Source organism: Mycolicibacterium sp. MU0053 (genome assembly GCF_963378095.1).
Lineage (GTDB): Bacteria > Actinomycetota > Actinomycetes > Mycobacteriales > Mycobacteriaceae > Mycobacterium > Mycobacterium burgundiense.
The window spans coordinates 2,904,032-2,927,467 of sequence record NZ_OY726397.1; the positions used below are offsets into that span (position 1 = coordinate 2,904,032).

At 67.1% G+C, this 23,436-nt stretch carries 23 protein-coding genes; 6 read left to right on the forward strand and 17 right to left on the reverse strand.

What is annotated here, in order from left to right; translation table 11 throughout:
* Window positions 1-15: 15 nt before the first annotated feature.
* The 5 genes from RCP80_RS13450 to RCP80_RS13470 all read right to left on the reverse strand — a co-directional run bounded on the left by RCP80_RS13450 (window position 16) and on the right by RCP80_RS13470 (window position 5,209).
* Window positions 16-957 (reverse strand): DUF58 domain-containing protein, encoded by a 942-nt coding sequence (locus RCP80_RS13450; RefSeq protein WP_308478140.1) that lies wholly within the window; start codon window positions 955-957, stop codon window positions 16-18.
* Complete coding sequence (gene moxR1, locus RCP80_RS13455) at window positions 954-2,087, reverse strand: chaperone MoxR1 (RefSeq protein ID WP_308478141.1); 1,134 nt, start codon at window positions 2,085-2,087, stop codon at window positions 954-956. The genes RCP80_RS13450 and moxR1 overlap by 4 nt, the downstream gene beginning before the upstream one ends.
* Window positions 2,088-2,286: 199 nt before the next feature.
* Window positions 2,287-2,928, reverse strand: coding sequence for an NlpC/P60 family peptidoglycan endopeptidase RipB (gene ripB / locus RCP80_RS13460; protein ID WP_308482836.1), 642 nt, complete (start codon window positions 2,926-2,928; stop codon window positions 2,287-2,289).
* Between the two features lie 73 nt (window positions 2,929-3,001).
* Window positions 3,002-4,450, reverse strand: a complete 1,449-nt coding sequence (gene ripA, locus RCP80_RS13465; protein ID WP_308478143.1) for an NlpC/P60 family peptidoglycan endopeptidase RipA — start codon at window positions 4,448-4,450, stop codon at window positions 3,002-3,004.
* A 189-nt stretch (window positions 4,451-4,639) separates the two neighbouring features.
* Window positions 4,640-5,209, reverse strand: a complete 570-nt coding sequence (locus RCP80_RS13470; protein ID WP_308478144.1) for an Rv1476 family membrane protein — start codon at window positions 5,207-5,209, stop codon at window positions 4,640-4,642.
* 196 nt (window positions 5,210-5,405) lie between these two features.
* Between RCP80_RS13470 and RCP80_RS13475 the strand changes: the two genes are divergently transcribed.
* Window positions 5,406-8,225, forward strand: coding sequence for an aconitate hydratase (locus RCP80_RS13475; RefSeq protein ID WP_308478145.1), 2,820 nt, complete (start codon window positions 5,406-5,408; stop codon window positions 8,223-8,225).
* A gap of 32 nt (window positions 8,226-8,257) precedes the next feature.
* Window positions 8,258-8,824: a TetR/AcrR family transcriptional regulator gene (locus RCP80_RS13480; RefSeq protein ID WP_308478146.1), complete on the forward strand. Its 567-nt coding sequence runs from the start codon at window positions 8,258-8,260 to the stop codon at window positions 8,822-8,824.
* Window positions 8,825-8,836: 12 nt separating this feature from the next.
* Here RCP80_RS13480 and RCP80_RS13485 read toward each other — a convergent pair whose 3' ends face one another.
* From RCP80_RS13485 to trxA, 4 genes are all read right to left on the reverse strand, one after another.
* Complete coding sequence (locus RCP80_RS13485; RefSeq protein WP_308478148.1) at window positions 8,837-9,031, reverse strand: helix-turn-helix domain-containing protein; 195 nt, start codon at window positions 9,029-9,031, stop codon at window positions 8,837-8,839.
* Between the two features lie 107 nt (window positions 9,032-9,138).
* Window positions 9,139-10,767 (reverse strand): ABC-F family ATP-binding cassette domain-containing protein, encoded by a 1,629-nt coding sequence (locus tag RCP80_RS13490; protein WP_308478149.1) that lies wholly within the window; start codon window positions 10,765-10,767, stop codon window positions 9,139-9,141.
* A gap of 31 nt (window positions 10,768-10,798) precedes the next feature.
* Window positions 10,799-11,620 (reverse strand): enoyl-CoA hydratase, encoded by an 822-nt coding sequence (locus RCP80_RS13495; protein WP_308478150.1) that lies wholly within the window; start codon window positions 11,618-11,620, stop codon window positions 10,799-10,801.
* 41 nt (window positions 11,621-11,661) lie between these two features.
* The gene (gene trxA, locus RCP80_RS13500) at window positions 11,662-12,036 is read right to left on the reverse strand and encodes a thioredoxin (RefSeq protein ID WP_308478151.1); all 375 of its coding nucleotides are present in this window, start codon (window positions 12,034-12,036) and stop codon (window positions 11,662-11,664) included.
* A 182-nt stretch (window positions 12,037-12,218) separates the two neighbouring features.
* On the opposite strand from trxA, the gene RCP80_RS13505 reads away from it, so the two are divergent.
* The 3 genes from RCP80_RS13505 to RCP80_RS13515 are packed head-to-tail and all read left to right on the forward strand — an operon-like array spanning window position 12,219 to window position 14,271.
* Complete coding sequence (locus tag RCP80_RS13505; protein ID WP_308478152.1) at window positions 12,219-13,469, forward strand: cytochrome P450; 1,251 nt, start codon at window positions 12,219-12,221, stop codon at window positions 13,467-13,469.
* 5 nt (window positions 13,470-13,474) lie between these two features.
* Window positions 13,475-13,669, forward strand: coding sequence for a ferredoxin (locus RCP80_RS13510; protein ID WP_308478153.1), 195 nt, complete (start codon window positions 13,475-13,477; stop codon window positions 13,667-13,669).
* Between the two features lie 59 nt (window positions 13,670-13,728).
* Window positions 13,729-14,271: a TetR/AcrR family transcriptional regulator gene (locus RCP80_RS13515; RefSeq protein ID WP_308478154.1), complete on the forward strand. Its 543-nt coding sequence runs from the start codon at window positions 13,729-13,731 to the stop codon at window positions 14,269-14,271.
* A 34-nt stretch (window positions 14,272-14,305) separates the two neighbouring features.
* Here RCP80_RS13515 and RCP80_RS13520 read toward each other — a convergent pair whose 3' ends face one another.
* The 8 genes from RCP80_RS13520 to RCP80_RS13555 all read right to left on the reverse strand — a co-directional run bounded on the left by RCP80_RS13520 (window position 14,306) and on the right by RCP80_RS13555 (window position 21,604).
* On the reverse strand, window positions 14,306-15,286 hold the full coding sequence (locus RCP80_RS13520; RefSeq protein ID WP_308478155.1) for a cytochrome P450: 981 nt from the start codon (window positions 15,284-15,286) through the stop codon (window positions 14,306-14,308).
* Between the two features lie 50 nt (window positions 15,287-15,336).
* Window positions 15,337-15,678 (reverse strand): metal-sulfur cluster assembly factor, encoded by a 342-nt coding sequence (locus RCP80_RS13525; protein ID WP_308478156.1) that lies wholly within the window; start codon window positions 15,676-15,678, stop codon window positions 15,337-15,339.
* A complete protein-coding gene (sufU, locus tag RCP80_RS13530; RefSeq protein ID WP_308478157.1) occupies window positions 15,675-16,124 on the reverse strand; it encodes a Fe-S cluster assembly sulfur transfer protein SufU in 450 nt (149 codons plus the stop codon). The genes RCP80_RS13525 and sufU overlap by 4 nt, the downstream gene beginning before the upstream one ends.
* Window positions 16,124-17,395 (reverse strand): SufS family cysteine desulfurase, encoded by a 1,272-nt coding sequence (locus RCP80_RS13535; RefSeq protein ID WP_308478158.1) that lies wholly within the window; start codon window positions 17,393-17,395, stop codon window positions 16,124-16,126. Before RCP80_RS13535 ends, sufU begins: the two co-directional genes overlap by 1 nt.
* A 9-nt stretch (window positions 17,396-17,404) precedes the next feature.
* The gene (gene sufC, locus RCP80_RS13540) at window positions 17,405-18,175 is read right to left on the reverse strand and encodes a Fe-S cluster assembly ATPase SufC (protein ID WP_308478159.1); all 771 of its coding nucleotides are present in this window, start codon (window positions 18,173-18,175) and stop codon (window positions 17,405-17,407) included.
* On the reverse strand, window positions 18,172-19,359 hold the full coding sequence (gene sufD / locus RCP80_RS13545; protein ID WP_308478160.1) for a Fe-S cluster assembly protein SufD: 1,188 nt from the start codon (window positions 19,357-19,359) through the stop codon (window positions 18,172-18,174). Before sufD ends, sufC begins: the two co-directional genes overlap by 4 nt.
* Entirely contained in the window at window positions 19,359-20,804 is a 1,446-nt protein-coding gene (gene sufB, locus RCP80_RS13550) for a Fe-S cluster assembly protein SufB (protein WP_308478161.1), read from the reverse strand. The genes sufD and sufB overlap by 1 nt, the downstream gene beginning before the upstream one ends.
* Before the next feature lie 95 nt (window positions 20,805-20,899).
* Window positions 20,900-21,604 carry a helix-turn-helix transcriptional regulator gene (locus tag RCP80_RS13555; protein ID WP_308478162.1) on the reverse strand — a complete coding sequence of 235 codons (705 nt, stop codon included), beginning with the start codon at window positions 21,602-21,604 and terminating at the stop codon, window positions 20,900-20,902.
* A gap of 148 nt (window positions 21,605-21,752) precedes the next feature.
* On the opposite strand from RCP80_RS13555, the gene mptB reads away from it, so the two are divergent.
* Window positions 21,753-23,423 (forward strand): polyprenol phosphomannose-dependent alpha 1,6 mannosyltransferase MptB, encoded by a 1,671-nt coding sequence (mptB, locus tag RCP80_RS13560; RefSeq protein ID WP_308478163.1) that lies wholly within the window; start codon window positions 21,753-21,755, stop codon window positions 23,421-23,423.
* The last annotated feature ends 13 nt before the right edge of the window (window positions 23,424-23,436 follow it).

Here is a 23,436-nt window from a genome sequence, read left to right on the forward strand (position 1 = left end):
CTCATGGCTTCCCCACTACCGCCCCGCCAGCGCGCCGCGGCGCCGCGAGGCGACGAACCGCACGATGTCGGCGATCCAGTCCCGGTCGGTGCGCAGACTCAGCAGCGGCGACCCGCACCGGCGCAGCGTGCGGGCCACTTCCTGGCGATGCGCCGCCGCGGCGTTCTCGAAGTCCTGACGAAGTTGGGCATCGATGGTGAACTCGCGGGTGACCCCGGATTCGGTGTCCTGCAACACCACGTCACCGACCTCGGGTAGTTCGACGTCGCGGGGGTCGAGCACCTCGATGCCCAACACCTCGTGGCGCGCGGCGATGGCGCGCAGCGGCCGCATCCAGTTGATCGGGCCGAGGAAATCGCTGATGATCACGGCCATCCCGCGGCGCCGCTCCGGGCGCCGCAGTCCGTCGATGGCGGCGGCGAGATCGCCGCGGACGCCCAGGGGTGCCCGGGGCATGGTGGCGATGGTGCGCAGCATGGTCTGTTCGTGTTGCCGGCCCGAGAGCGCGGGGACGCGAACGATCTTGTCGCCGTTGGCGATCAGCGCACCCAACCGGTTCCCGCCGCCGCTGTTGAGGTAGGTGATCGCCGCCGCGGCCGCCACCGCGAGGTCACGCTTCTCGCAACCGGTGGTGCCGAAGTCCAGGCTCGCCGACATGTCGACCACCAGCCAGGTCTCCAGCTCCCGGTCGGCGATCATCTGCCGGACGTGCGGATGGGTGGTCCGCGCGGTCACCGACCAGTCCATCCGACGCACGTCGTCGCCGGGCTGGTACATCCGCGACTCCCCCGGCTCGGAGCCGGGACCGGGGATCAGGCCGAGGTGATCGCCGTGCAGCACGCCGTCGAGCTTGCGCTTGACGGTGAGCTCCAGGGTGCGCAGCGCCGCCGAGAGTTTGGGATCGCCGATCTCGCCGCGCGCGAAGGACGGCGGATGGCTGGACTGCGAGTCACTCACCGACTGTTGGCCGCCGCGGCCGGCACTCCGGCAGGAACCGAATTGCCCTGCTGCGCAACGGCATTGACTTGTGGCAACGCGACCGTCTGCAGGATCCGGTTGATCACGGTCTCGGCGGCGATGTCGTCGGCCAGCGCGTCATAGGTCAGCACCAACCGGTGCCGCAGCACGTCCGGGATGACCTCGATGACGTCCTGCGGGATCACGTAGTCGCGGCCACGCACCAGGGCCAGGGCCCGGGCGGCGGCGATCACGCCCAGCGAAGCGCGCGGCGAGGCGCCGAAGGCCACCCAGGCCTTGACGTCGTTGAGGCCGAACTGCTCGGGCTGGCGGGTCGCGGTGATGACCCGAACGACGTAGTCGACCAGTGCGTGGTGGACGAAGTTGTTGGCGGCCACCTCCTGGAGGCGCAGCAGGTCGCCCGGATTGAGGATCTGCTTGGGCTCCGGCGGCGTGACACCCATCCGGTAGATGATCTCGCGTTCTTCCTCGGGCGAGGGATAGTCGACGTTGATCTTGAACAGGAACCGGTCGCGCTGGGCTTCGGGCAGCGGGTAGACGCCCTCGTTCTCGATCGGGTTCTGGGTGGCCATCACCAGGAACGGCTTGGGCAGCGGGTAGGTCTTACCGCCGATCGAGATCTTGCGTTCGGCCATCACCTCCAGCAGCGCGGACTGCACCTTCGCCGGCGCGCGGTTGATCTCGTCGGCCAGCAGGAAGTTCACCACCACGGGGCCGAGTTCGATGTCGAACTCCTCGCGGCCCTGCCGGTAGATCCGGGTGCCGACGATGTCGGTGGGCACCAGGTCGGGGGTGAACTGAATGCGGGCGAAGGTTCCGCCGACGACCTTGGCGAAGGTCTCGACCGCCAGCGTCTTGGCGACACCGGGAACGCCCTCGAGCAGCACGTGCCCCTTGGCCAGCAGGCCGACCAGGATCCGCTCGACGAGCTGATCCTGCCCGACGATGATGCGCTTGACCTCGAAGATCGCCCGCTCGATGGTCTGCATGTCGGCCGCCAAGCCGTTCGGTCCGCCCGGCGGTGGACCCGCAGGAGCACCTGTCGACGGCGGGGCCGCGTGTGCGCCGGGTGCCGGCGTGTAGTTGGGCGCCCCACCTGGTGATGTCATCGACTACGTCCTCCAGACTCCTGCGTGCATTGCGTACGGTTTCGTACCGTCGGACTCGGGTGTGGCGCATAACGCCTGCGGCGACACCGTTGCCCGGGCTCAACTATTCCAGGCAGTTCGAAATCCGTCGACGTGCCCCACCGGCTATCAGCATTTGCTTAGCAACGCCGGCCCGCGCCGGCGGTGGGGTCGGCCGCGGTCAGGACTCGATGATGCGCGCCACATAAGGCTGCAGACCCGAGGTCCGCACCGGGCTCACCGTCACCTTGCCCGCACTGCCCGAGGCCTCCAACATCCGGCCGGCGCCGAGGAAGATCGCCACGTGCTGGCTGCCGCCGGGGCCCCAGAACAACAGATCGCCGCGCTTGGCCTGCGATACCGGAACCTTGCGTCCGGTGTCGTACTGGTCGCCGGAGTACTTGGGGATCAGCACCCCCACCCCGGCATAGGAGAACTGGGTGAAGCCCGAGCAGTCGAAGCCGACCGTGCCCGCCCCGGAGTCGATGCCGGTGGATGGACCGGTGGGCTTGCCGCCGCCCCACGAGTACGGCACCCCCATCTGGGTGCCGCCGCGCCGGATCACGTATTCGATGGCCTGCGGTCCGCGCACCCGGCCCGGGGCCACGGTGGCCGGCGAGCCGCCGATGCCCAGGCTGGAGAGGAATTTGCGGCCGAGGTCCATGGTGGCCTGGGTGGCCTGGGCGGTGGCCGCGAGCGAGGCGTTGGCGATGGCCAACGGGTCGCCGGGAGCGCCGGCGCTGAGCACCTTGGGCAGGGTGGGGTCCCACTGCCCGGCGTCGGGCGCCGCCGCCGCCGGCGTTGCCAGCGCCGCCGACAGCATGATCGCCGCCAACGCCGTCAGCACTGCGCGTTGATAGCGAAACAGCTTGTGACGCATAAAGTTACATCTTTCGTCAGTATTCGATGTAGCGGACGACGTGGGGCGTCATTCCGCTGGTGCGAACCGGCGAGATCTTGACGTGTGAACCGGTATAGGGCGCCTCGAGCATCTGCCCGTCGCCCAGGTAGATCGTGACGTGTTGGCTGCCGCCGGGGCCGTAGAAGATGACGTCACCGCGGCGCATCTGCGACGACGGGATCTTGCGGCCCATGTTGTACTGCGAGCCCGAGTAGTGCGGCAGCTTGATCCCCACGCCGGCGAAGGCGTAGAGCACCAGGCCCGAGCAGTCGAAGCCGACGGTGTTGGCCCCGGAGTCGATGCCGCGGCTCGGGCCGGCCGCGTTTCCGCCACCCCAGGAGTACGGCACGCCCATCTGCGACATGCCGCGCCGGATCACGTACTCGACGGCTTGCGTGCCGTGCACCCGCGGCAGCACACCGTTGGTGATCCCGGTATCGGCCGGCTTGAGGATGCCGATCTTCTCCAGGAACTTGCGTCCGAGATCAGCGGTGACCTGCGCGGAGGTCGCCGAGATTTGCAGCACGGTGTTCACGATGGCGATCGGATCGCCGGACATGAAGGCGCTGGGCACCATCGGCAACGTGGTGTCCCACTGGCTGATATCGCCGTAGGGCACCGCGCCGGCGGCCGCAGCCGGGCTGCGGTCCCAGTCCCCGGGTGCGACGGCGGCGGGGGCCGGGGCCGACGCGCCGGATGCGGCCGGCGGCCCCGCCGGCGCCGCGGGAGCTGGAGCGGGCCGGGCCGCGGCGAGCCGGGCCTTGGCCGCCTCCCGCTCGGCCGCCAGCGTCGTGACCTGGGACTGCTGCTCACCGAAATTGCGCTGGGCGGACTCGAGGGCCGCAACCGCGGCGTCCTGACTGCTTTGGGCCGCCGATGCGGCCTCGTCGGCCTTCTGCTTGGCCAGCCGCGCCGACGATTCCTTGTTCACCTGCTCGGTGCGGGCGCGCTCCAGGTTGGCCATCACCCGCTCGGAGCTGACCTCGAGCGTCTTGCTGGCGGTCGCGGTGGCGACGATTGCCTCCGGCGTCCCGGCCGACAGGTACGACCCGGACGGTCCCGCGACGTAGGTGGCGGCCGCGAACTTGTCGAAACGCTGCTGCGCCTGCTCGATCGCGGCGTTGGCGGCCTTGACCGCCTCGGCGCTGCGTTCGACCTCCTGTTGGGCCAGCGCGGCGTTGTCGCGTGCCGTCTGCACCTCGACGAGGGCCTTGTTGACGCTCTCCTGCTGGATCTGGATCTGGGCGCCGATCTCGTCGAGTCGCTGATTGGCCTCGGCCACGTCGGCGATCAGGGCGGCCACGCTGGTGGGGCTCGAATCCGGCTCGGCGGCCGCGGTGCCGGGCAGCACGAGACCGGCCGTGGCGAGTAGCAGCGCCACCGTGACTACCGGAGAAACGGCCCGTACGGGCACCATGCGTCTCATTCGACTCGGTCTCCTCATGGCTCAGCTCTAACCGATGGCCCCCGCCCACTGCAGTCACAGGAGGCTCACCTACCTCAATAGGCTTACTTCGCACCGTACGTCACAGCTGTCGCTAATGAAACTTTAGTCACAAATTACAAGAACGTAATTAAATGAATGTGACCGAATGGTGACCTTGCGGCATTTGCCGAATAACGCGCTATGCGGTCATTCAGAGGCCGCAGAAGCGGTGTCTGCCTGCGGTTTTGGCTCTTCAATGGCCTTTGCGCGGACTTGCAGGAAACGCGTCACAACCGCGGCCAGTAATACGCCGACGGTAAGCACGATCGTGAGCCCGGTCCATGGGAAATCGGGGGTGTTCAACTGGTCCACGAAATTCTGCGCGGATTGCACCGGATTGCCCGTCTTGGCGAGGTCTTCGCCGGCCTCGAGCGTGACCCGGTCGAAGACCTGACTGTGGGTGCCCGCGAACGACGGACTCAGCACCAGCACCGTCGCGTCGGGGTGGGACTGGGCGACCACGGTGGCGATATCGCGCAGGGGGGTGTCGATCGGCGGATTGGTGTCGATCACCACGACCTTGAGATCGATGCCCTGCCCCTGGGCCTGCGCCACCACCTGCTGCAGGCCGGCCTCGTCGGCCGGGTCGGCGCTGACACCGTCGGCGGCCACCTCGGCCAGCACCACGTCCATGTCGACATCGGGTGGGATATAGGCCGGCAAGACCGGAAGGACCGGTGCGTACGGAAGCAAGGGCAGCGTCTCCGGACCGAGCATGGAAAGCACGGTACGCGATGGGTGCGGCACCGGTTTGGCAGCGCGCCCCGCCAGGGTGAAGACTTGCTGTCAGGGCCGTGAAATTCTGCACAATGCGCCCGCCCCATTGCAGTACAAGCGTACTGTTAAAGTAGTACGATTCGCCGACACAGCCCGTCGGCGAGACAACTAAACGCCGGGAGTTGATGTGACCAGCATGAATTCGTTTGGAGCGCGCGCCACGCTCAACGTCGGAGACAACAGCTACGAGATCTACCGCCTTGCCGCGGTCCCGGGCACCGAAAAGCTCCCCTACAGCCTCAAAGTGCTCGCCGAGAACCTGCTGCGCACCGAGGACGGCGCCAACATCACCAAGGAGCACGTCGAGGCGTTGGCGAACTGGGACCCCAGCGCCGAACCGAGTGTGGAGATTCAGTTCACCCCGGCGCGCGTGGTGATGCAGGACTTCACCGGGGTGCCGTGCATCGTCGACCTGGCCACCATGCGGGAGGCGATCGCCGACCTCGGCGGCGATCCCGAAAAGGTCAACCCGCTGGCACCGGCCGACCTGGTGATCGACCACTCGGTGATCGCCGACCTGTTCGGCCGCGCCGATGCGTTCGAGCGCAACGTGGAGATCGAATACGAGCGCAACGGTGAGCGCTACCAGTTCCTGCGCTGGGGTCAGGGCGCCTTCGACGACTTCAAGGTGGTGCCGCCGGGCACGGGGATCGTGCACCAGGTCAACATCGAGTACCTGGCCCCGGTCGTCATGCAGCGCGACGGGGTCGCCTACCCGGACACCTGCGTGGGCACCGACAGCCACACCACCATGGTCAACGGCCTGGGCGTGCTGGGCTGGGGTGTCGGCGGCATCGAGGCCGAGGCCGCGATGCTCGGCCAGCCGGTGTCGATGCTCATTCCGCGCGTCGTCGGGTTCAAGCTCACCGGCGAGCGGCAGACCGGTGTGACCGCCACCGACATCGTGCTCACCGCCACCGAGATGCTGCGCGAGCACGGCGTGGTGGGCAAGTTCGTCGAGTTCTACGGCGACGGCGTGGCGGAGGTGCCGCTGGCCAACCGCGCCACCCTGGGCAACATGAGCCCCGAATTCGGCTCCACCGCAGCCATTTTCCCGATCGACGCGGAAACGATCAACTACCTGCGGTTCACCGGGCGCAGCGACGAACAGCTGGCGCTGGTCGAGGCCTACGCCAAGGAACAGGGCCTGTGGCACGACCCCTCGCGGGAGCCCAAGTACTCCGAATACATCGAGCTCGACCTGTCCAGCGTGGTGCCGTCGATCGCCGGACCGAAGCGTCCCCAGGACCGCATCGCACTCAGCGACGCGAAGAACGCCTGGCGCCGGGATATCCATAACTACGTCGAAGAGAACAACCCCACGCAGTTCACCAGGCTCGACGACGCGGTCGACGACACCTTCCCGGCCAGCGACCCGGTACGCAACATCGAATTCATCGCCAACGGCAAGACCCACGACCACACGCCGCCGCCATCGGCCGCGACGCACGTCGAGGGCCGTCCCAGCAATCCCGTCACCGTGAAGTCGAGCGAGCAGGGCGAATTCGAACTCGACCACGGCGCCGTCGTGATCGCCGCCATCACCTCGTGCACCAACACCTCCAACCCGGAGGTGATGCTCGGTGCGGCACTGCTGGCGCGCAACGCCGTCGAAAAGGGGCTGGCCACCAAGCCGTGGGTGAAGACCACCATGGCGCCGGGCTCGCAGGTCGTCAGCGACTACTACGACAAGGCCGGGCTGTGGCCGTACCTGGAGAAGCTGGGCTTCTTCCTGGTGGGCTACGGCTGCACCACCTGCATCGGCAACAGCGGCCCGTTGCCGGATGAGATCTCGAAGGCCATCAACGACAACGACCTCGCGGTGGCCGCGGTGCTGTCGGGTAACCGCAACTTCGAGGGCCGGATCAACCCGGACACCAAGATGAACTACCTGGCGTCGCCCCCGCTGGTGATCGCCTACGCGCTGGCCGGCTGGATGGACTTCGATTTCGAGAGTGATCCGCTGGGCCAGGACAAGGACGGCAACGATGTCTTCCTCAAGGACATCTGGCCGTCGCAGCAGGACATCACCGACACCATCGCCTCGTCGATCAACCGCGAGATGTTCGTGCAGAACTACGCCGATGTCTTCAAGGGTGACGACCGGTGGCGGAACCTGCCGACCCCGGACGGCAAGACCTTCGAGTGGGATCCGCAGTCCACCTATGTGCGCAAGCCCCCGTACTTCGACGGCATGCAGGCCGAGCCCACTCCGGTGTCCGACATCCACGGGGCCAAGGTCCTTGCGCTACTGGGTGATTCGGTCACCACCGACCACATCAGCCCGGCCGGCAACATCAAGGAGGGCACTCCCGCGGCCCAGTACCTGGAGGCCAACGGCGTCGAGCGCAAGAACTACAACTCGTTCGGATCGCGGCGTGGCAACCACGAGGTGATGATCCGCGGCACCTTCGCCAACATCCGGCTGCGCAACCAGCTGCTCGATGACGTCGCCGGTGGGTACACCCGCGACTTCACCCAGGAGGGCGCCCCGCAGGCGTTCATCTACGACGCGGCGCAGAATTACCAGGCTGCCGGCATCCCGCTGGTGGTCCTCGGCGGCAAGGAGTACGGCTCCGGTTCCTCACGGGACTGGGCGGCCAAGGGCACCAGCCTGCTCGGCGTGCGCGCGGTCATCACCGAGTCCTTCGAGCGCATCCACCGGTCGAATCTCATTGGCATGGGCGTCATCCCGCTGCAGTTCCCGGCGGGTGAAACCGCCGCCTCACTGCAGCTCGACGGCACCGAGACCTACAACATCACCGGTATCGAGGAGCTCAACAACGGCCGGACGCCGGAGACCGTGCACGTCACGGCCACCAAACAGGCCGACGGCGCTGAAACCAGCCGAGTGGAGTTCGACGCGGTGGTCCGCATCGACACCCCGGGCGAGGCCGACTACTTCCGCAACGGCGGCATCCTGCAGTACGTGCTTCGCAACATGTTGAAGGCCTGAGCGGGGGCGTCAGGGAGTCGGGGGCATAGTCCATGCCCAGAGTGAGTGCGGACCATCTGGTGGCCCGCCGCCGCCAGATCCTCGACGGCGCCCGTCGCTGCTTTGCCGAACACGGCTATGACAGAGCGACGGTGCGCCGCCTCGAGCAGACCATCGGGTTGTCGCGGGGTGCGATCTTCCATCACTTCCGCGACAAGGACTCGCTGTTTTTCGAGCTGGCACGCGAGGACGCCGAGCGGATGGCCGACGTCGCGTCCCGCGAGGGGCTGATCCAGGTGATGCGCGACATGCTGGCCGCCCCGGAGCAGTTCGACTGGTTGGCCACCCGGCTGGAGATCGCCCGAAAGCTGCGCAACGACCCGGTGTTTCACCGGGGTTGGGCGGAACGTTCGGCCGAATTGTCGGCGGCCACCAGCGAACGGCTGCGACGCCAGAAGCAGGCCGGCAAGCTGCGCGACGACGTGCCCGGCGACGTGCTGCAGACGTACCTGGACCTGGTGCTCGACGGACTGGTCGCGCGGTTGGCTTCCGGAGATGATCCGACGAAGCTGAGCGCGGTGCTGGATCTGGTCGAGGATTCGGTGCGCCAACCGCAGTAGCGGGGGTCCCGTTCAGCTGGCCCGGCGGGTCCGGTGGTTGGGTCCGCCGCGGCTGCGCATGGTGGTGCCCGATTCGCGCAGCATCGCGTGGATCGACCCGTAGGACCGACCCGTGTTCGCGACCAGCGTCCGGATGCTGGCGCCGGCCTCGTAGGCGCTGCGCAGATCGCCGAGCAACTGATCGCGCGCCTTGTTCGGCTTCGTCATTGAGGCCCTCCCCCCTGTGACAGGTCCCCGACCTCATCCAGGGTAGAACCGCGCCGCGCAGATACCACCCGAATCGGCGAAACCCGCTGCGCCGAACGCGGTCGGCGTCAAGCGAGTTCGATCAAGTCCCGGTAGTCGTTGGACCAGAAATCCTCGGTCCCGTCCGGAAGCAGCACCACCCGCTGCGGGTCCAACGCCTCGGCGGCACCCGGGTCGTGCGTCACCAGCACCACCGCGCCGAGATAGCTGCGCAGCGCATCGAGGACCTGCTCGCGGGACGCGGGATCGAGGTTGTTCGTCGGCTCGTCGAGCAACAGCACGTTGGCCGTCGAGGCCACCAGACCCGCCAGCGCCAGCCGGGTCTTCTCGCCACCGGACAGCGTGCCCGCCGGCTGGTCGAGTTGCGCACCGGTGAACATGAAGGCGCCGAGTATCCCGCGCAAATCCTGCTCGCCGGTGTCGGGGGCCGCGTGCCGGATGTTCTCCCAGACCGTCGCGTGGTCGTCGAGGGTGTCATGCTCCTGGGCGAAGTAGCCGATCTTGCAACCGTGTCCGGGTTCCAGCGCGCCGGCGTCCGGGATCTCGGTGCCGGCCAGCAGCCGCAGCAGGGTGGTCTTGCCGGCGCCGTTGAGACCCAGGATCACCACGCGGGATCCGCGGTCGATCGCCAGGTCGACGCCGGTGAACACCTCGAGTGAGCCGTAGTTCTTGGTGAGGCCCTTGGCCACCAACGGGGTACGGCCGCACGGCGCCGGGGTCGGGAACTTGATCCGGGCCACCTTGTCGGCCACCCGCTCGTCGTCCAGGGCCGCCATCATTCGCTCGGCGCGACGCAACATGTTCTGCGCCGCAACGGCTTTGGTGGCCTTGGCGCCCATCTTGGCGGCTTGGGTGCGCAATGCCGAGGCCTTGCGTTCGGCGTTGGCGCGTTCCCGGCGCCGGCGCTGCTCATCGGTGGCCCGCGCATCGAGGTACTTATGCCAGCCCATGTTGTAGACGTCGGCCTCGCCGCGCACCGCGTCGAGGAACCACACCCGGTTGACGACGTCGGCCAGCAGGTCGACGTTGTGGCTGATCATCACCAGCCCCCCGGCGTGGTTCTTCAAGAAGTCGCGCAGCCAGCCGACCGAGTCGGCATCGAGGTGGTTGGTGGGCTCATCGAGCAGCAGCGTGGTGGCCGAGCCGGATCCGGTGTCCGATGCGGCGAACAGGATCCGGGACAGCTCGATGCGGCGACGCTGACCGCCCGAGAGCGTGCGCAGCGGCTGGGTCAGCACCCGCTCCGGCAGCCCCAGACTCGCGCAGATCCGGCCGGCCTCGCTCTCGGCGGCATAGCCACCGAGGGCGGCAAAGCGCTCCTCGAGCTGACCGTAGCGCCGGACGGCCTTGTCGCGCGCCTGATCGTCGGCCACCTCGGCCATCAGCACCTGCTGCTTCTCCAGATCGGTGAGCAGAGTGTCGAGACCGCGCGCCGACAGCACCCGGTCGCGGGCCAGGATGTCGAGGTCACCTTCCTTGGGGTCCTGCGGCAGATAGCCGACCTCGCCGATGCGCGACACGGTGCCGGCGTACGGTTCGCCCTCACCGGCCAGGATGCGCATGGTGGTGGTCTTACCCGCGCCGTTGCGCCCGACCAGACCGATGCGGTCGCCGGGCTGAACCCGTAGCGCCGGACCGTCGGCAAGGAGCAGCGTGCGCGCGCCGGCGCGGACCTCCAGGTCCGTTGCGGTGATCACGAACTGTGCTCCTGCTCAATCGGTCGAAAAGTTACTTGTCGTCGGTGAAGATCGGTGCTCGCTGCTCCGCGCGCGCGGCCACCGCTTCTTCGAAGTTCCCGGTGAGCAGGCGCAGATAAAGCTGCCCCAGGCCTTCCGCCTGCATATGCCCTTCCAGGGTAGCGGCGTCCAGTCCACTCCATAGCGTGCGCTTCGTCAACTCGATTCCCGGCCGGGAGAACGCCGCGATGCGCTGCGCCATGTCCAGGCAGGTCGGCAGCAGGTCGGCGTCGGCGACCTGCTGAGACACCAGACCGATGCGTTCGGCCTCGGCGGCGTCGACGTCGCGGCCCGTGAGCATGATCTCGAACGCACGCGAGGTGCCGATCGCGCGCGGTAGCAGGAAGCTGAGCCCCAACTCGCTGGCGGTGAGACCGTTGTTGATCCCGGCGGCCCGGAAGTAGGCACCGGCACCGGCCACCCGGATGTCGCAGGCCAGCGCCAGACACAGCCCGCCCCCGATCGCGGCCCCGTTGACCGCGGCGATCACCGGCTGATGCAGCCGCCGCAGGCCCAGGATCACCTCGTCGAGCACCTGCATCGAACGAAGGCCGAAGGTGGGCCGGGTCAGGCCCTCGACATGCGGGACACTGCCGGCCGACTTGTGGTCGGCGCCCGAGGAGAATCCGGCGCCGGCCCCGGTGAGGATCACGGCGCGGACCGCGTTGTCGTGCTTGACCTCGTCGAGCACGCGGCGCAACGGGACCATCACGTCGAAGGCCATCGAGTTCATCCGCTCGGGCCGGTTCAGGGTGATCTGCGCGACACCGGCGCGCGGGTGGTCGACTTTGACGAACTCCGAATCAGCGCTCACCAGAGCACGCTATCGCGTGCGCCGGGCACAGCAGCGTGCGCTCAGAGATCCTTGGCGTCGCCGTCGGCCGGCTGCTCCTGCATGGCGGCGTCGATGTCGAAGCTCTTGACCTGCTGGATCAGCTCTTCCAGGGCCTGCGGCGGCAGCGCGCCGGCCTGGTTGAAGACCAGCTTGCCCTTCTTGAAGGCCATCAGCGTCGGGATCGAGCGGATTTCCGCGGCCGCGGCGAGTTCCTGCTCGGCCTCGGTGTCGACCTTGGCGAAGACCACGTCGGGATGCTGCTCCGCGGACTTCGCGAACGTCGGGGCGAAGGCGCGACAAGGTCCGCACCACGACGCCCAGAAGTCCACCAGCACGATGTCGTTGCCGGTGATGACCTCGTTGAATTTATCGGCGGTGATGTCTTGTGTGCTCACGCCAGTCCTAACGTTGTGGCTACGCGGCCTGTTCCCGGTCCGAGCAGTTCGCGCTGTTCGGCGCTGTCGGACCCATGGTAGCTGGCGCGCGTTATGACCGTTCCGGCTCGCACCGTTGCTTGTGACCCAGCCAACTGTAACATAATCTATGTTTCGTTAGGCGGACGAACGGGAGAAGGATCATGGCGACGAAGCTGCAGGCGACCGACCCCAATTCGGCGGTGGCGGAGGTCAACGTTTTCGATCCGCACTGGTGGGCTGCCGGCCCGCCGCACGAGCTGTTCAAGCGGATGCGACGCGAAGCGCCGGTGCACTGGAACCCCCTGGGAGACGGCACCGGCTGCTGGTCGTTGTTCGGCCACGCCGAGATCAGTGCGGTCAGCCACGACACCGACACGTTCTCCAGTCGCAAGGGCGGGCTGTTCATCCATCCCGACCAGCTGCTGCAGTTGGATGTGATCGGCAACATGTTGAACGTCATGGATCCGCCCACGCACACGCGCTACCGCAAGATCCTGGCGAGGGTGTTCACCCCTGCGTCGGTGGCGAAAATGGAGGACGGCATTCGCGCCCGGGTCCACCGAACCATCGACAAGGTCATCGAGGCGGGCCACTGCGACTACGTCGAGGACATCGCCGTCCCCATCCCGCTGCTGATCCTCATGGAGCTGATGGACGCACCAGAGGAGGACATGCGGCTGTTCTACGACTGGACGGACAAAATCGAGCAGGGCATCCGATCGCCGGAGCCCAACGCGGGCGTGGAGGTCTTCGCCGACATGGGCGCCTATCTGGCCCAACAGGTCGAGCGCCAGTCGAAGGACGCCGTCGCGGATTCATTGGTGATGCGCCTGCGCAATGCCGAGATAGACGGCCAGGAACTGACCGACGTGGAGATCGTCATGTTCTTCGGCCTGCTGACCTTCGCCGGCAATGACACCACCCGCAACACCGCGGCCATCGGGTTGCAGACCCTGCTCGAGCATCCCGATGCTTTGCGCGAGCTTTACGCTGATCCGACGCTGATTCCGGGCGCCATCGAGGAGATCCTGCGCTGGACTTCGGTGGTGCAGTGGTTCGCCCGCACGGCCACCCGAGACGTCGAACTGGGCGGCCAGCAGATCTCCGAGGGAGACAAGCTCGTCATGTGGTACGCCAGCGGATCACGTGACGAGGCCGTGTTCGACAACGCCGGCACCTTCGACATCCACCGCCCCAAGCCCGATCATCAGGCGTTCGGCGGCGGCGGACGACACTTCTGCCTCGGCGCGAGCCTCGCGCGCCTACAACTGCGCCTCATCTTCGAAGCGGTGCTGAGCCGAATGAAGGACCTGAAACTCGCCGGCACTCCCGAGTTGCTGCCGTCGAACTGGGCGTACAGCCTGACGACGCTGCCGGTGACGTTCACTCCGGGACCGCGGACAGAGGCCTGAGCGCCATGGCGGACGTCGCAGTCGATCTGGACAAATGCATCGGCACCGGGATGTGTGAGGCCAGCGCACCCAACGTATTCCAAGTCGGGGACGACGGGCAGGCCCAGGTTCGCACGGCGAAGGTGGCCCCCGAAGACCTCGACGCGGCGAAGGAAGCCGTCGCCAACTGTCCGACAGGTGCGTTGACGCTTCACGACTGATCCGCCTCGCACATGCTTATCCTGAGCGTCGCGCCGGGTCGAAACGGATGGGTAGGGGCATGCACAAGATCGTGGACCGCACGGATTATTTCTCGGCGGCCATCGACGTGCTGGCCGAAGCCGATCACGGCGGCCTCAAGTTGACGCCGCTGTGCCGTCGGCTACAGGTTACGACCGGTTCGTTTTATCACTACTTCGGCAGCTGGGCCCGCTTCAAGACCGAACTGCTCGAATCCTGGCTCAACGACCGCACGTTGAACCTGGCCAACACCGCCCGTCGGCTCGATGATCCACAGCTGTCGCTGAACACCCTTGTGGAGATGGCCTGCGACCTCCCCCACCGCGCTGAAGCAGCCATCCGCGCCTGGTCCCACAGTGACGCGGAGGTCCGTCAGATTCAATCCACCGTCGACGAACAGCGCTACCAGGTCACCTATGACACCGTGCTGCGCCTGCACGGCAACCCGGACGAGGCCGAGACCATCGCGCGGCTCACCACCTTCATCCTGACCGGGTACCAGCAGACCCAGCCGTTACCGGATGTCGAGCACCTGCGCCGGTCGTTGGGAACCGTCCTGACGCAGGTGCTCGTCCCGGATTGAGATCGTACCGAAAGCTAGTGCGCGACAGTCAATCTCATTCGTCCGCGGCCAGCCGCGGGCCCGGGGTGAAGCTGATCGGCAGCTTGGTCAGCCCGTGCGCCCAGTGCGACGGCACGAGTTCCGGGGTGCCGGCCAGTTCGATGTTCTTCATCCGGCGCAGCACCTCCTCGAACGTGACCCGCAGTTCCAGGCGGGCCAGGCTGGCGCCGAGGCAGAAGTGTCGTCCGCCGCCGCCGAATGCCTGATGATCGGGCTTGGGGCGGTGGATGTCGAAGGCGCCGGCGTTGTCGAACACGGCCTCGTCGCGCGATCCACTGCCGTACCACAGGACGACCTTGTCGCCTTCGGCGATGGTCTTACCGCCGACCTCGACATCGCGGGTGGCCGTGCGGGCGAACCACTGCACCACCGTGGTCCAGCGCAGGATCTCCTCGATGGCGTTGGGCAGCAGGCTCTGATCGTCGTAGAGCTGCTGCAGGGCGTCCGGATGTTTCAGCAGGGTGAGCAACCCGGTGGCGCTGGTGTTGCGGGTGGTGTCGTTACCCGCGAACGCCAACAGTCCGAACACGGCGACGATTTCCAGTTCGTTGAGCTGCTCGCCGTCGACCTCGGCGTTTCGTAGCCGCATCACCAGCGAGTCCTCGACGGCTTCCTCGGTCTGCCGCTCGATCTGCTGGGCCAGATACGCACCCATCTCACCGAACACATCGAGGGCGGCCGAGGATTCCGGCACCCGGACCGCCTTCTCGATCCGCTCGGTCCAGTCGAACCAGGTCTGCATGTCGTCTTCGGGCACGCCCATCAGCTCCATGAGCACGCCCAGCGGGATCGGGACGGCGACGTCCTCGACGAAGTCGCATGACCCGTTCTCGATGAATTTGTCGATGGTGCGGGTCACCCGGGCGCGAATCTCGTCCTCCAGCTTCGCCACCGAGGCCGGGGTGAACACCTTCGCAACGATCTTGCGGTAGCGGGTGTGCTGGGGCGGATCCATGACCAGCATCATGGTGCGCATGACATCCAGCCGCGCCTCGCGCGGCTGAGCGACGGATCAGAGCTTCCCGGTCAAACGGTGAAGCCGAGGGCGCGCAACTGCTCGCGGCCGTCGTCGGTGATCTTGTCCGGTCCCCACGGCGGGTTCCAGACCCAGTTGATCTTGATCTCGTTGACCAGCCCGGAGCCCACCAACGCCTGCCGCGACTGATCCTCGATGACGTCGGTCAGCGGGCACGCCGGCGAGGTCAGCGTCATGTCGATCAGTGCGACCGGCCCGGTTTCGCCCTCCTCCACGTTGAGCCCGTAGACCAGGCCGAGGTCGACGACGTTGATGCCCAGTTCGGGGTCCACCACGTCGTGCATGGCCTCATGCAGGTCGGCAACCACATCGTCACTGGTGGTTTCACTCATGATCTCTCCTCGCTCGCTTGTGTCACAGCATCCTTGAAGGCCATCCAGCCCAGCAGCGCGCACTTCACGCGCGCCGGGTACTTGGCCACACCCGCGAACGCGATGCCATCACCTATTACATCCTCGTCGCCTACAACGTTGCCCCGCGAGGAAATCATCTCCGTGAACGAGGCCACCGTCTTCAAGGCGTCCCCCACAGTCTGCCCGATCACCTGATCGGTCAGCACCGAAGTCGCGGCCTGGCTGATCGAACACCCCTGGCCGTCGTAGGACACGTCGGTCACGGTCTCCCCGTCCTCGGACAGCGCGACGCGCAAGCGCACCTCGTCACCGCAGGTCGGGTTCACGTGGTAGACCTCGGCCGCGAACGGTTCGCGTAGGCCGCGGTGGTGCGGGTGTTTGTAGTGGTCCAGGATGACTTCCTGGTACATCTGTTCCATTCGCATCAGCGGCCGCCGAAGAACTCCACGGCCCGACGCACCCCGGCGATCAGGCGGTCGACCTCGTCGAGTGTGTTGTACACCGCGAACGAGGCCCGCGCGGTGGCCGCGATCCCGAACTTGCGGTGCAACGGCCATGCGCAATGATGTCCGACCCGCACGGCCACGCCCTCGTCGTCGAGCACCTGGCCGACGTCGTGGGCGTGCACCGAATCCACCACGAAACTCACCGGTGAGCTGCGGTCGACCAGCGTGGTGGGTCCGATGATGCGCACCCCCGGCACCCCGGCCAAGCCATCCAGCGCGGCCGCCACGAGCTCACGCTCGTGCGCCTCCACGGTGTCCATGCCCAACGCCCGCAGATACCGCGCCGCGGCCGCCAAGCCCACCACCTGCGAAGTCATCGGCGTGCCGGCTTCGAAGCGCTGCGGCGCCGCCGCGTAGGTGGTGTGCTCCATGGTGACGGTTTCGATCATCGAGCCGCCGGTCAGAAACGGTGGCAGCGCGTTCAGCAACTCGCCGCGGCCATACAGCACACCGATGCCGGTCGGACCCAGCATCTTGTGCCCCGAGAACGCCGCGAAGTCGACCTCGAGGGCCTGGAAGTCGACCGGCTGCTGCGGCACCGACTGGCACGCGTCGAGCACCGTCAGCGCGCCGACGGCCCGGGCCCGGCGCACCAGTTCGGCCACCGGGCTGATCGCGCCGGTGACATTCGAGTGGTGCGTGAACGCCACGACCTTCACCCGCTCGTCGAGTTGCAGCGAGTCCAGGTCGAGCCGACCCGCGTCGGGCCCGTCGGGAACCACCGAATACCAGGCCAACTCGGCACCCGTGCGACGCGCCAACTCCTGCCATGGGATCAGGTTCGCGTGGTGTTCGGCCTCGGTGATCACGATGACGTCGCCGGGACCCAGCGCCCGGTCGAACCGGCTGTCGCCCACCGCGTACGACACCAGGTTGAGCGCCTCGGTGGCGTTCTTGGTGAACACCAACTCGTTCGCGTCGGCACCCACGAACGCCGCGATGTCGTCGCGGCCCTGCTCGTAGGCGTCGGTGGATTCCTCCATCAACTGGTGCGCGCCGCGGTGCACCGCGCCGTTGGAGGTGAGCAGGAACTCACGTTCGGCGTCGAGCACTTGCAGCGGCTTCTGCGAGGTGGCGCCGGAATCCAGATACGCCAACTGATTACCGCTGCGCATCACCCGGCTCAGGATCGGGAAGTCGGCCCTGATTCCGGCCAGCGTCGCCGCGTCGAGCCCCACGGAGGCGGTCATGACGCCTCCCTAAGCCCCGGCTGCGGCGGCCTGCGTGAAGCGCTCGTAGCCATTCTCTTCGAGTTCGTTGGCCAGCTCGGGCCCGCCGGATTCGACGATGCGTCCGTCGACGAACACGTGCACGAACTGCGGCTGGATGTAGCGCAGGATCCGGGTGTAGTGGGTGATCAGCAGGACGCCGGCGTTGGTCTCCTTGGCGTAGCTGTTGACCCCGTCGCTGACCACCCGCAGCGCGTCGACGTCCAGACCGGAGTCGGTCTCGTCGAGGATGGCGATCTTGGGCTTGAGCAGCCCCAGTTGCAGGATCTCGAAGCGCTTCTTCTCACCGCCGGAGAAACCCTCGTTGACGCTGCGCTCGTTGAACGCCGCGTCGATGTCGAGGGCCTGCATGGCCTGCTTGACCTCTTTGATCCAGTTCCGCAGCTTCGGCGCCTCGCCGCGGACCGCGGTGACGGCGGTGCGCAGGAAGTTCGACATCGACACGCCGGGCACCTCGATCGGGTACTGCATGGCGAGAAAGAGGCCCGCACGGGCTCTTTCGTCGATGCTCATCTCCAGCACGTCCTGGCCGTCGAAGGTGATCGAACCCGAGGTGACGGTGTACTTGGGGTGGCCGGCGACCGCGTAGGACAGGGTCGACTTCCCGGAGCCGTTGGGGCCCATCACCGCATGGGTCTCGCCCGAGCGCACGGTCAGGTCGACCCCCTTGAGGATCGGGATGTCACCCTGGTCGGGCGCGGTGACGGAGACGTGCAGGTCCTTGATTTCCAATGTGGTCATGGCTGGGGGGTTCTCGATTCCGTGATCTCTAGTTCTTTTTCAATGGCTTCGGTCAGTCGCTCACGCACCTCGGGTACGGCGATCTTGGCGATGATCTCGGCGAAGAAGCCGCGGACGACCAGACGACGGGCTTGATCCTCGGGAATACCGCGGGCCCGCAGGTAGAACAGCTGCTCATCGTCGAAACGTCCGGTGGCGCTGGCGTGTCCGGCGCCGACGATCTCGCCGGTCTCGATCTCCAGGTTGGGCACCGAGTCGGCGCGGGCGCCGTCGGTCAGCAGCAGGTTGCGGTTGATCTCGAAGGTGTTGGTGCCGGTGGCCTCGGCACGGATCAGCACGTCGCCGATCCACACCGCGTGCGCATCGGGCTTCTTCGAGTCCGGATCGCCCTGCACCGCGCCCTTGTAGAGCACATCCGATTTGCAGTTGGGCTGGGAATGGTCGACCAGCAACCGAGATTCGAAGTGCTGCCCGTCGTCGGCGAAGTAGGTGCCCAGCAGTTTCGCATCGCCACCGGGCCCGGTGTAGCGCACCGTTGCCGAGGTCCGCACCACGTCCCCACCGAGGGTGACGTTGACGTGCCCGAGCACCGCGTCCTTGCCGAGCGTCGCGTGGTGGGCGCTGACGTGCACCGTGTCATCGGCCCAGTCGGCGATCCAGATCACTCCGAGACCGGCCGAGTCGCCGACGATGATCTCGACGTTGTCGGCGTAGACGCCGCTGCCGCGCAGGTCGACCACCACGGTCGCCCGGGACAACTCCGCCACCCGGATCTGCAGATGGCCGTAGGCCACCTTGTCGACGCCGGGTCCGCTGATGTCGATCTCGATCGGCTCGGCGACTTCGGTATCGCGCGCGACCGACACGATCGTGGCCGATTCGAACGACGAGAACGCCTGGGCGGCAACACGATCGCCGGGTACGCCGCCGTCACCCAACCGGTCGTCGCCGCGCTGCACGGTTTCCACCGTGACGCCGGGCTGCTCCGCGACGGTGATGGCGGCGGTGCCGGTGGGCACCGCCGAACCGTCGTGCAATCCGCGCAGTCGTTTCAGGGGGGTGAAGCGCCACAGTTCGTCGCGGCCACCGGGCACCTCAAAGGCATCGACGTCGAACGAGGCGAACTGCTCCCCCTTGTTCTTGACGATCCCTTCGGCAGCCTCGGTCAGATTGATTCCAGTCACTAGCCGACCGCGCCTTCCATCTGCAGCTCGATCAGCCTGTTGAGCTCCAGCGCATATTCCATCGGGAGCTCCTTGGCGATCGGTTCCACGAAGCCGCGGACCACCATCGCCATGGCCTCGTCCTCGGTCAGGCCGCGACTCATCAGGTAGAACAACTGATCCTCGCTGACCTTCGACACCGTGGCCTCATGGCCCATCGTGACGTCGTCCTCGCGGATGTCGACATACGGATAGGTGTCCGACCGGCTGATGTTGTCGACCAGCAGCGCATCGCATTTCACGCTGGAGCGCGAGCCGTAGGCACCCTTGTTGATCTGCACCAGCCCGCGGTAGGACGCTCGGCCACCGCCGCGCGCCACCGACTTCGACACGATGTTCGACGACGTGTTCGGCGCCAGGTGCAGCATCTTGGCACCGGTGTCCTGATGCTGGCCCTCGCCGGCGAACGCCACCGAGAGCACCTCACCCTTGGCGTGCTCGCCGGTCATCCAGACCGCCGGATACTTCATGGTGACCTTGGAGCCGATGTTGCCGTCGACCCACTCCATGGTGGCGCCGGCCTCCGCGCGGGCGCGCTTGGTGACCAGGTTGTAGACGTTGTTCGACCAGTTCTGGATGGTCGTGTAGCGGCACCGGCCACCGGGCTTGACGATGATCTCCACGACGGCGCTGTGCAGCGAGTCGCTCTTGTAGATCGGTGCGGTGCAGCCCTCGACGTAATGCACGTAGGCACCCTCGTCGACGATGATCAGCGTGCGTTCGAACTGACCCATGTTCTCGGTGTTGATCCGGAAGTAGGCCTGCAGCGGGATGTCGACGTGCACACCCGGCGGCACGTAGATGAAGGAACCGCCGGACCACACCGCGGTGTTGAGCGCGGAGAACTTGTTGTCACCGGCCGGAATCACGGTCCCGAAGTACTTCTTGAAGATCTCCGGCTGCTCGCGCAGGGCGGTGTCGGTGTCCAGGAAGAGGACGCCCTGGGCCTCGAGATCCTCGCGGATCGAGTGGTAGACGACCTCGGACTCGTACTGCGCGGCGACACCGGAGACCAACCGCTGCTTCTCGGCCTCGGGGATGCCGAGCCGGTCATAGGTGTTCTTGATGTCCTCGGGCAGGTCGTCCCACGTGGCGGCCTGCTTCTCGCTCGAGCGCACGAAGTACTTGATGTTGTCGAAGTGGATGCCGTCGAGCTCGGACCCCCACTTGGGCATCGGCTTCTTCTCGAAGGTGCGCAGCGCCTTCAGCCTGATGTCGAGCATCCACTCGGGCTCGTTCTTCTTCGCCGAGATGTCACGCACCACTGCCTCGGAAAGTCCGCGCTGGGCGGCGGCACCCGCGGCGTCGGAGTCGGCCCAGCCGTAGTCGTAGTTACCCAGCGAGGCGATCGTTTCCTCTTGGGTCAAGGCCTCGGGGGCGTGCCCGACGTCCGGTGTGAGTGTCATTTACGACACACTCCTTCTGCTCTCTCGGTTCTCTCGTTTACTCCGGCCACTGGGCTGCGGGCCGGAGGTCGTGCTCATGTGCTGCAGTGGCCGCCCTAAGCCCGTACCGGACTCAGCGGCACATGGGTGGTACACGCAACATCCCCGTTGACGATCGTCGACAGACGCTGCACGTGGGTGCCGAGCAGGTCGGCCATCGCGGCCTTTTCGGCGTCACACAGTTCAGGGAACTCCGCGGCGACGTGGGACACCGGGCAGTGATGCTGGCAGATCTGCACACCCTCGATGGGTCCCTGCACCCGCGAGGTGGTGGTGGCGTATCCGGCCTGACTCAGCGCTTCGGCAACCCGCTCGGCGCCTGCCTCGACGTCTTCGTCACGGTCGCTCGTCACCGGGTCCACCCCTGCCAGGATGGTGTCGATCCGGCTCCGCGCGAACTGACGAATGGCCTGCTCACCACCGATTTCTCGGAGCTGACGCATGGCCGCCGACGCCAGGTCGTCGTAGGTGTGCTCGAGCTTGGCGCGCCCGGCCGCGGTGAGTTGATAACGCTTGGCCGGGCGACCCCGGCCCGCCTGCTGCCAGGCCGCCGCGGCGTTCGCTTGGGCGTCGCCGGCCTCGATCAATGCGTCGAGGTGACGACGGACGCCCGCCGCGGACAATCCAAGCTGCGCGCTGACCTGGCTGGCGGTGACGGGTCCGGACTCCAGCAGTAGCCGGACGATGGCGCTGCGGGTGTCACCGTCCTGGGCATGCAGCGGCGCATCGAGTGCGCGCTGAACCGTCGGACGTATTTTCACAACACCAGTGTGACGCAATTCGGCAGGCGGGTCCAGCAAGGGCACCCTTACCCGAGGGTCGCGATACTCACAGCGCCGCCAGGGAATGTTAAGCGACGTCCGGTCGCCCACGCCCGGGTGCCCGCCCGGTGGCGACTAAGCTGCCCCCGTGGCAGCCCGCCTTCGTTCGCTCAGCACGTCGATTGCCGGTTGGCACGGCGACGAGCGCACCGTCGGCACACCGCTCGGCGACGCCGAACTCGTGGCGCTGCGCCGGACCCGACTGTTCGGGGCCACCGGCACCATCCTGATGGCCATCGGCGCGCTCGGCGCCGGCGCCCGCCCGGTGATGCAGGACCCCACCTTCGGGGTGCGGTTGCTGAACCTGCCCTCCCGAATCCAGACGGTCTCCCTCACCATGACCACCACCGGGGCCGTGATGATGGCCCTGGCCTGGCTGATGCTGGGCCGGTTCGCGCTGGGCAAGCGCCGCATGACGCGCGGTCAGCTCGACCGCACGCTGCTGCTGTGGATCGCGCCGCTGCTGATGGCACCCCCGATGTACAGCAAGGACGTCTACTCGTACCTGGCGCAGAGCCAGATCGCGCACAACGGTCAGGACCCCTACCGGGTGGGTCCCGCCCCCGGCCTGGGCCTCGACCACGTGTTCACGCTGTCGGTGCCCAGCCTGTGGCGCGAAACCCCCGCGCCGTACGGTCCGTTGTTCCTCTGGATCGGCTCGGGCATCTCGGAGCTGACCGGCGAGAACATCGTCGCCGCGGTGCTCTGCCATCGACTGCTGGTGTTGCTGGGCGTCGCGCTCATCGTATGGGCCACCCCGCGGCTGGCCCGCCGTTGCGGGGTCGCCGAGGTCAGCGCGCTGTGGCTCGGCGCGGCCAACCCGCTGCTGGTCATGCACCTGGTGGCCGGGATCCACAACGAGGCCCTGATGCTCGGCCTGATGCTGGCCGGCGCGGAGTTCGCGCTGCGCGGCATCGATTCGGCTCGCCGGCTGGTCCCCCGACCACTGTTACCGCTGACCACGCAGCGGTGGGCACCGGCGGCCATGCTCATCCTGGGCGCCGTACTCATCACGCTGTCCTCGCAGGTGAAGCTGCCGTCGCTGCTGGCACTGGGCTTCGTGGCGATGGCGCTGGGACGCCGTTGGGGTAGCACGATCCGGGCGTTCTTCCTGGCCAGCGGCCTGCTTGGGGTGCTGTCGTTGGCGGTGATGGCGCTCATCGGCTGGGCCAGCGGTCTGGGCTTCGGGTGGTTGTCGACCCTGGGCACCGCCAATGTGGTGCGCAGTTGGATGTCGCCACCGACCCTGCTGGCGTTGGGCACCGGCCAGGTGGGCATCCTGCTGGGGCTCGGCGACCACACCACCGCGATCCTGTCGCTGACCCGCAGCATCGGCGTCGGCATCATCATGGTGGTCGTCACCTGGCTGCTGCTGGCGGTGTTCCGCGGCCGGTTGCATCCGGTCGGCGGCCTCGGCGTCGCGCTCGGCGCCACGGTGCTGCTCTTTCCCGTCGTCCAGCCCTGGTACCTGCTGTGGGCGATCATCCCGCTGGCGGCCTGGGCCACCCGGCCGGGATTCCGAATAGCGGCGATCGGCGGGACCCTGATCGTCGGCATCTTCGGCCCCACCGCGAACGGGGACCGCTTCGCGCTGTTCCAAATCATCGACGCCACGCTGGCCAGCACCGTGATCGTGGCGCTGATGATCGCCCTCACCTACCACCGGCTGCCCTGGCGTGCCCTGACCGAGCGCGACGCCGACCCAGCGCCGGTGAATTCACGCAACGGTCCCCCCGACGCCTACGCTGAGTCTCCGTGAGTTCGACTGGCAC

What these genes read in the sequence shown, in the direction of transcription:
- RCP80_RS13475 (WP_308478145.1), top strand. Translation starts at nt 5,406, where the DNA reads ATGAATTCGTTTGGAGCGCGCGCCACGCTCAACGTCGGAGACAACAGC.
- RCP80_RS13535 (WP_308478158.1), bottom strand. Translation starts at nt 17,395, where the DNA reads ATGACCGCCTCCGTGGGGCTCGACGCGGCGACGCTGGCCGGAATCAGG.
- RCP80_RS13505 (WP_308478152.1), top strand. Translation starts at nt 12,219, where the DNA reads ATGGCGACGAAGCTGCAGGCGACCGACCCCAATTCGGCGGTGGCGGAG.
- RCP80_RS13480 (WP_308478146.1), top strand. Translation starts at nt 8,258, where the DNA reads ATGCCCAGAGTGAGTGCGGACCATCTGGTGGCCCGCCGCCGCCAGATC.
- RCP80_RS13470 (WP_308478144.1), bottom strand. Translation starts at nt 5,209, where the DNA reads ATGCTCGGTCCGGAGACGCTGCCCTTGCTTCCGTACGCACCGGTCCTT.
- RCP80_RS13520 (WP_308478155.1), bottom strand. Translation starts at nt 15,286, where the DNA reads ATGCGCACCATGATGCTGGTCATGGATCCGCCCCAGCACACCCGCTAC.
- sufU (WP_308478157.1), bottom strand. Translation starts at nt 16,124, where the DNA reads ATGCGAATGGAACAGATGTACCAGGAAGTCATCCTGGACCACTACAAA.
- ripB (WP_308482836.1), bottom strand. Translation starts at nt 2,928, where the DNA reads ATGCTGTCGGCGGCGCTGGCAACGCCGGCGGCGGCGGCGCCCGACGCC.
- sufB (WP_308478161.1), bottom strand. Translation starts at nt 20,804, where the DNA reads ATGACACTCACACCGGACGTCGGGCACGCCCCCGAGGCCTTGACCCAA.
- RCP80_RS13485 (WP_308478148.1), bottom strand. Translation starts at nt 9,031, where the DNA reads ATGACGAAGCCGAACAAGGCGCGCGATCAGTTGCTCGGCGATCTGCGC.
- moxR1 (WP_308478141.1), bottom strand. Translation starts at nt 2,087, where the DNA reads ATGACATCACCAGGTGGGGCGCCCAACTACACGCCGGCACCCGGCGCA.
- RCP80_RS13515 (WP_308478154.1), top strand. Translation starts at nt 13,729, where the DNA reads ATGCACAAGATCGTGGACCGCACGGATTATTTCTCGGCGGCCATCGAC.
- RCP80_RS13525 (WP_308478156.1), bottom strand. Translation starts at nt 15,678, where the DNA reads ATGAGTGAAACCACCAGTGACGATGTGGTTGCCGACCTGCATGAGGCC.
- sufC (WP_308478159.1), bottom strand. Translation starts at nt 18,175, where the DNA reads ATGACCACATTGGAAATCAAGGACCTGCACGTCTCCGTCACCGCGCCC.
- RCP80_RS13510 (WP_308478153.1), top strand. Translation starts at nt 13,475, where the DNA reads ATGGCGGACGTCGCAGTCGATCTGGACAAATGCATCGGCACCGGGATG.
- ripA (WP_308478143.1), bottom strand. Translation starts at nt 4,450, where the DNA reads ATGAGGAGACCGAGTCGAATGAGACGCATGGTGCCCGTACGGGCCGTT.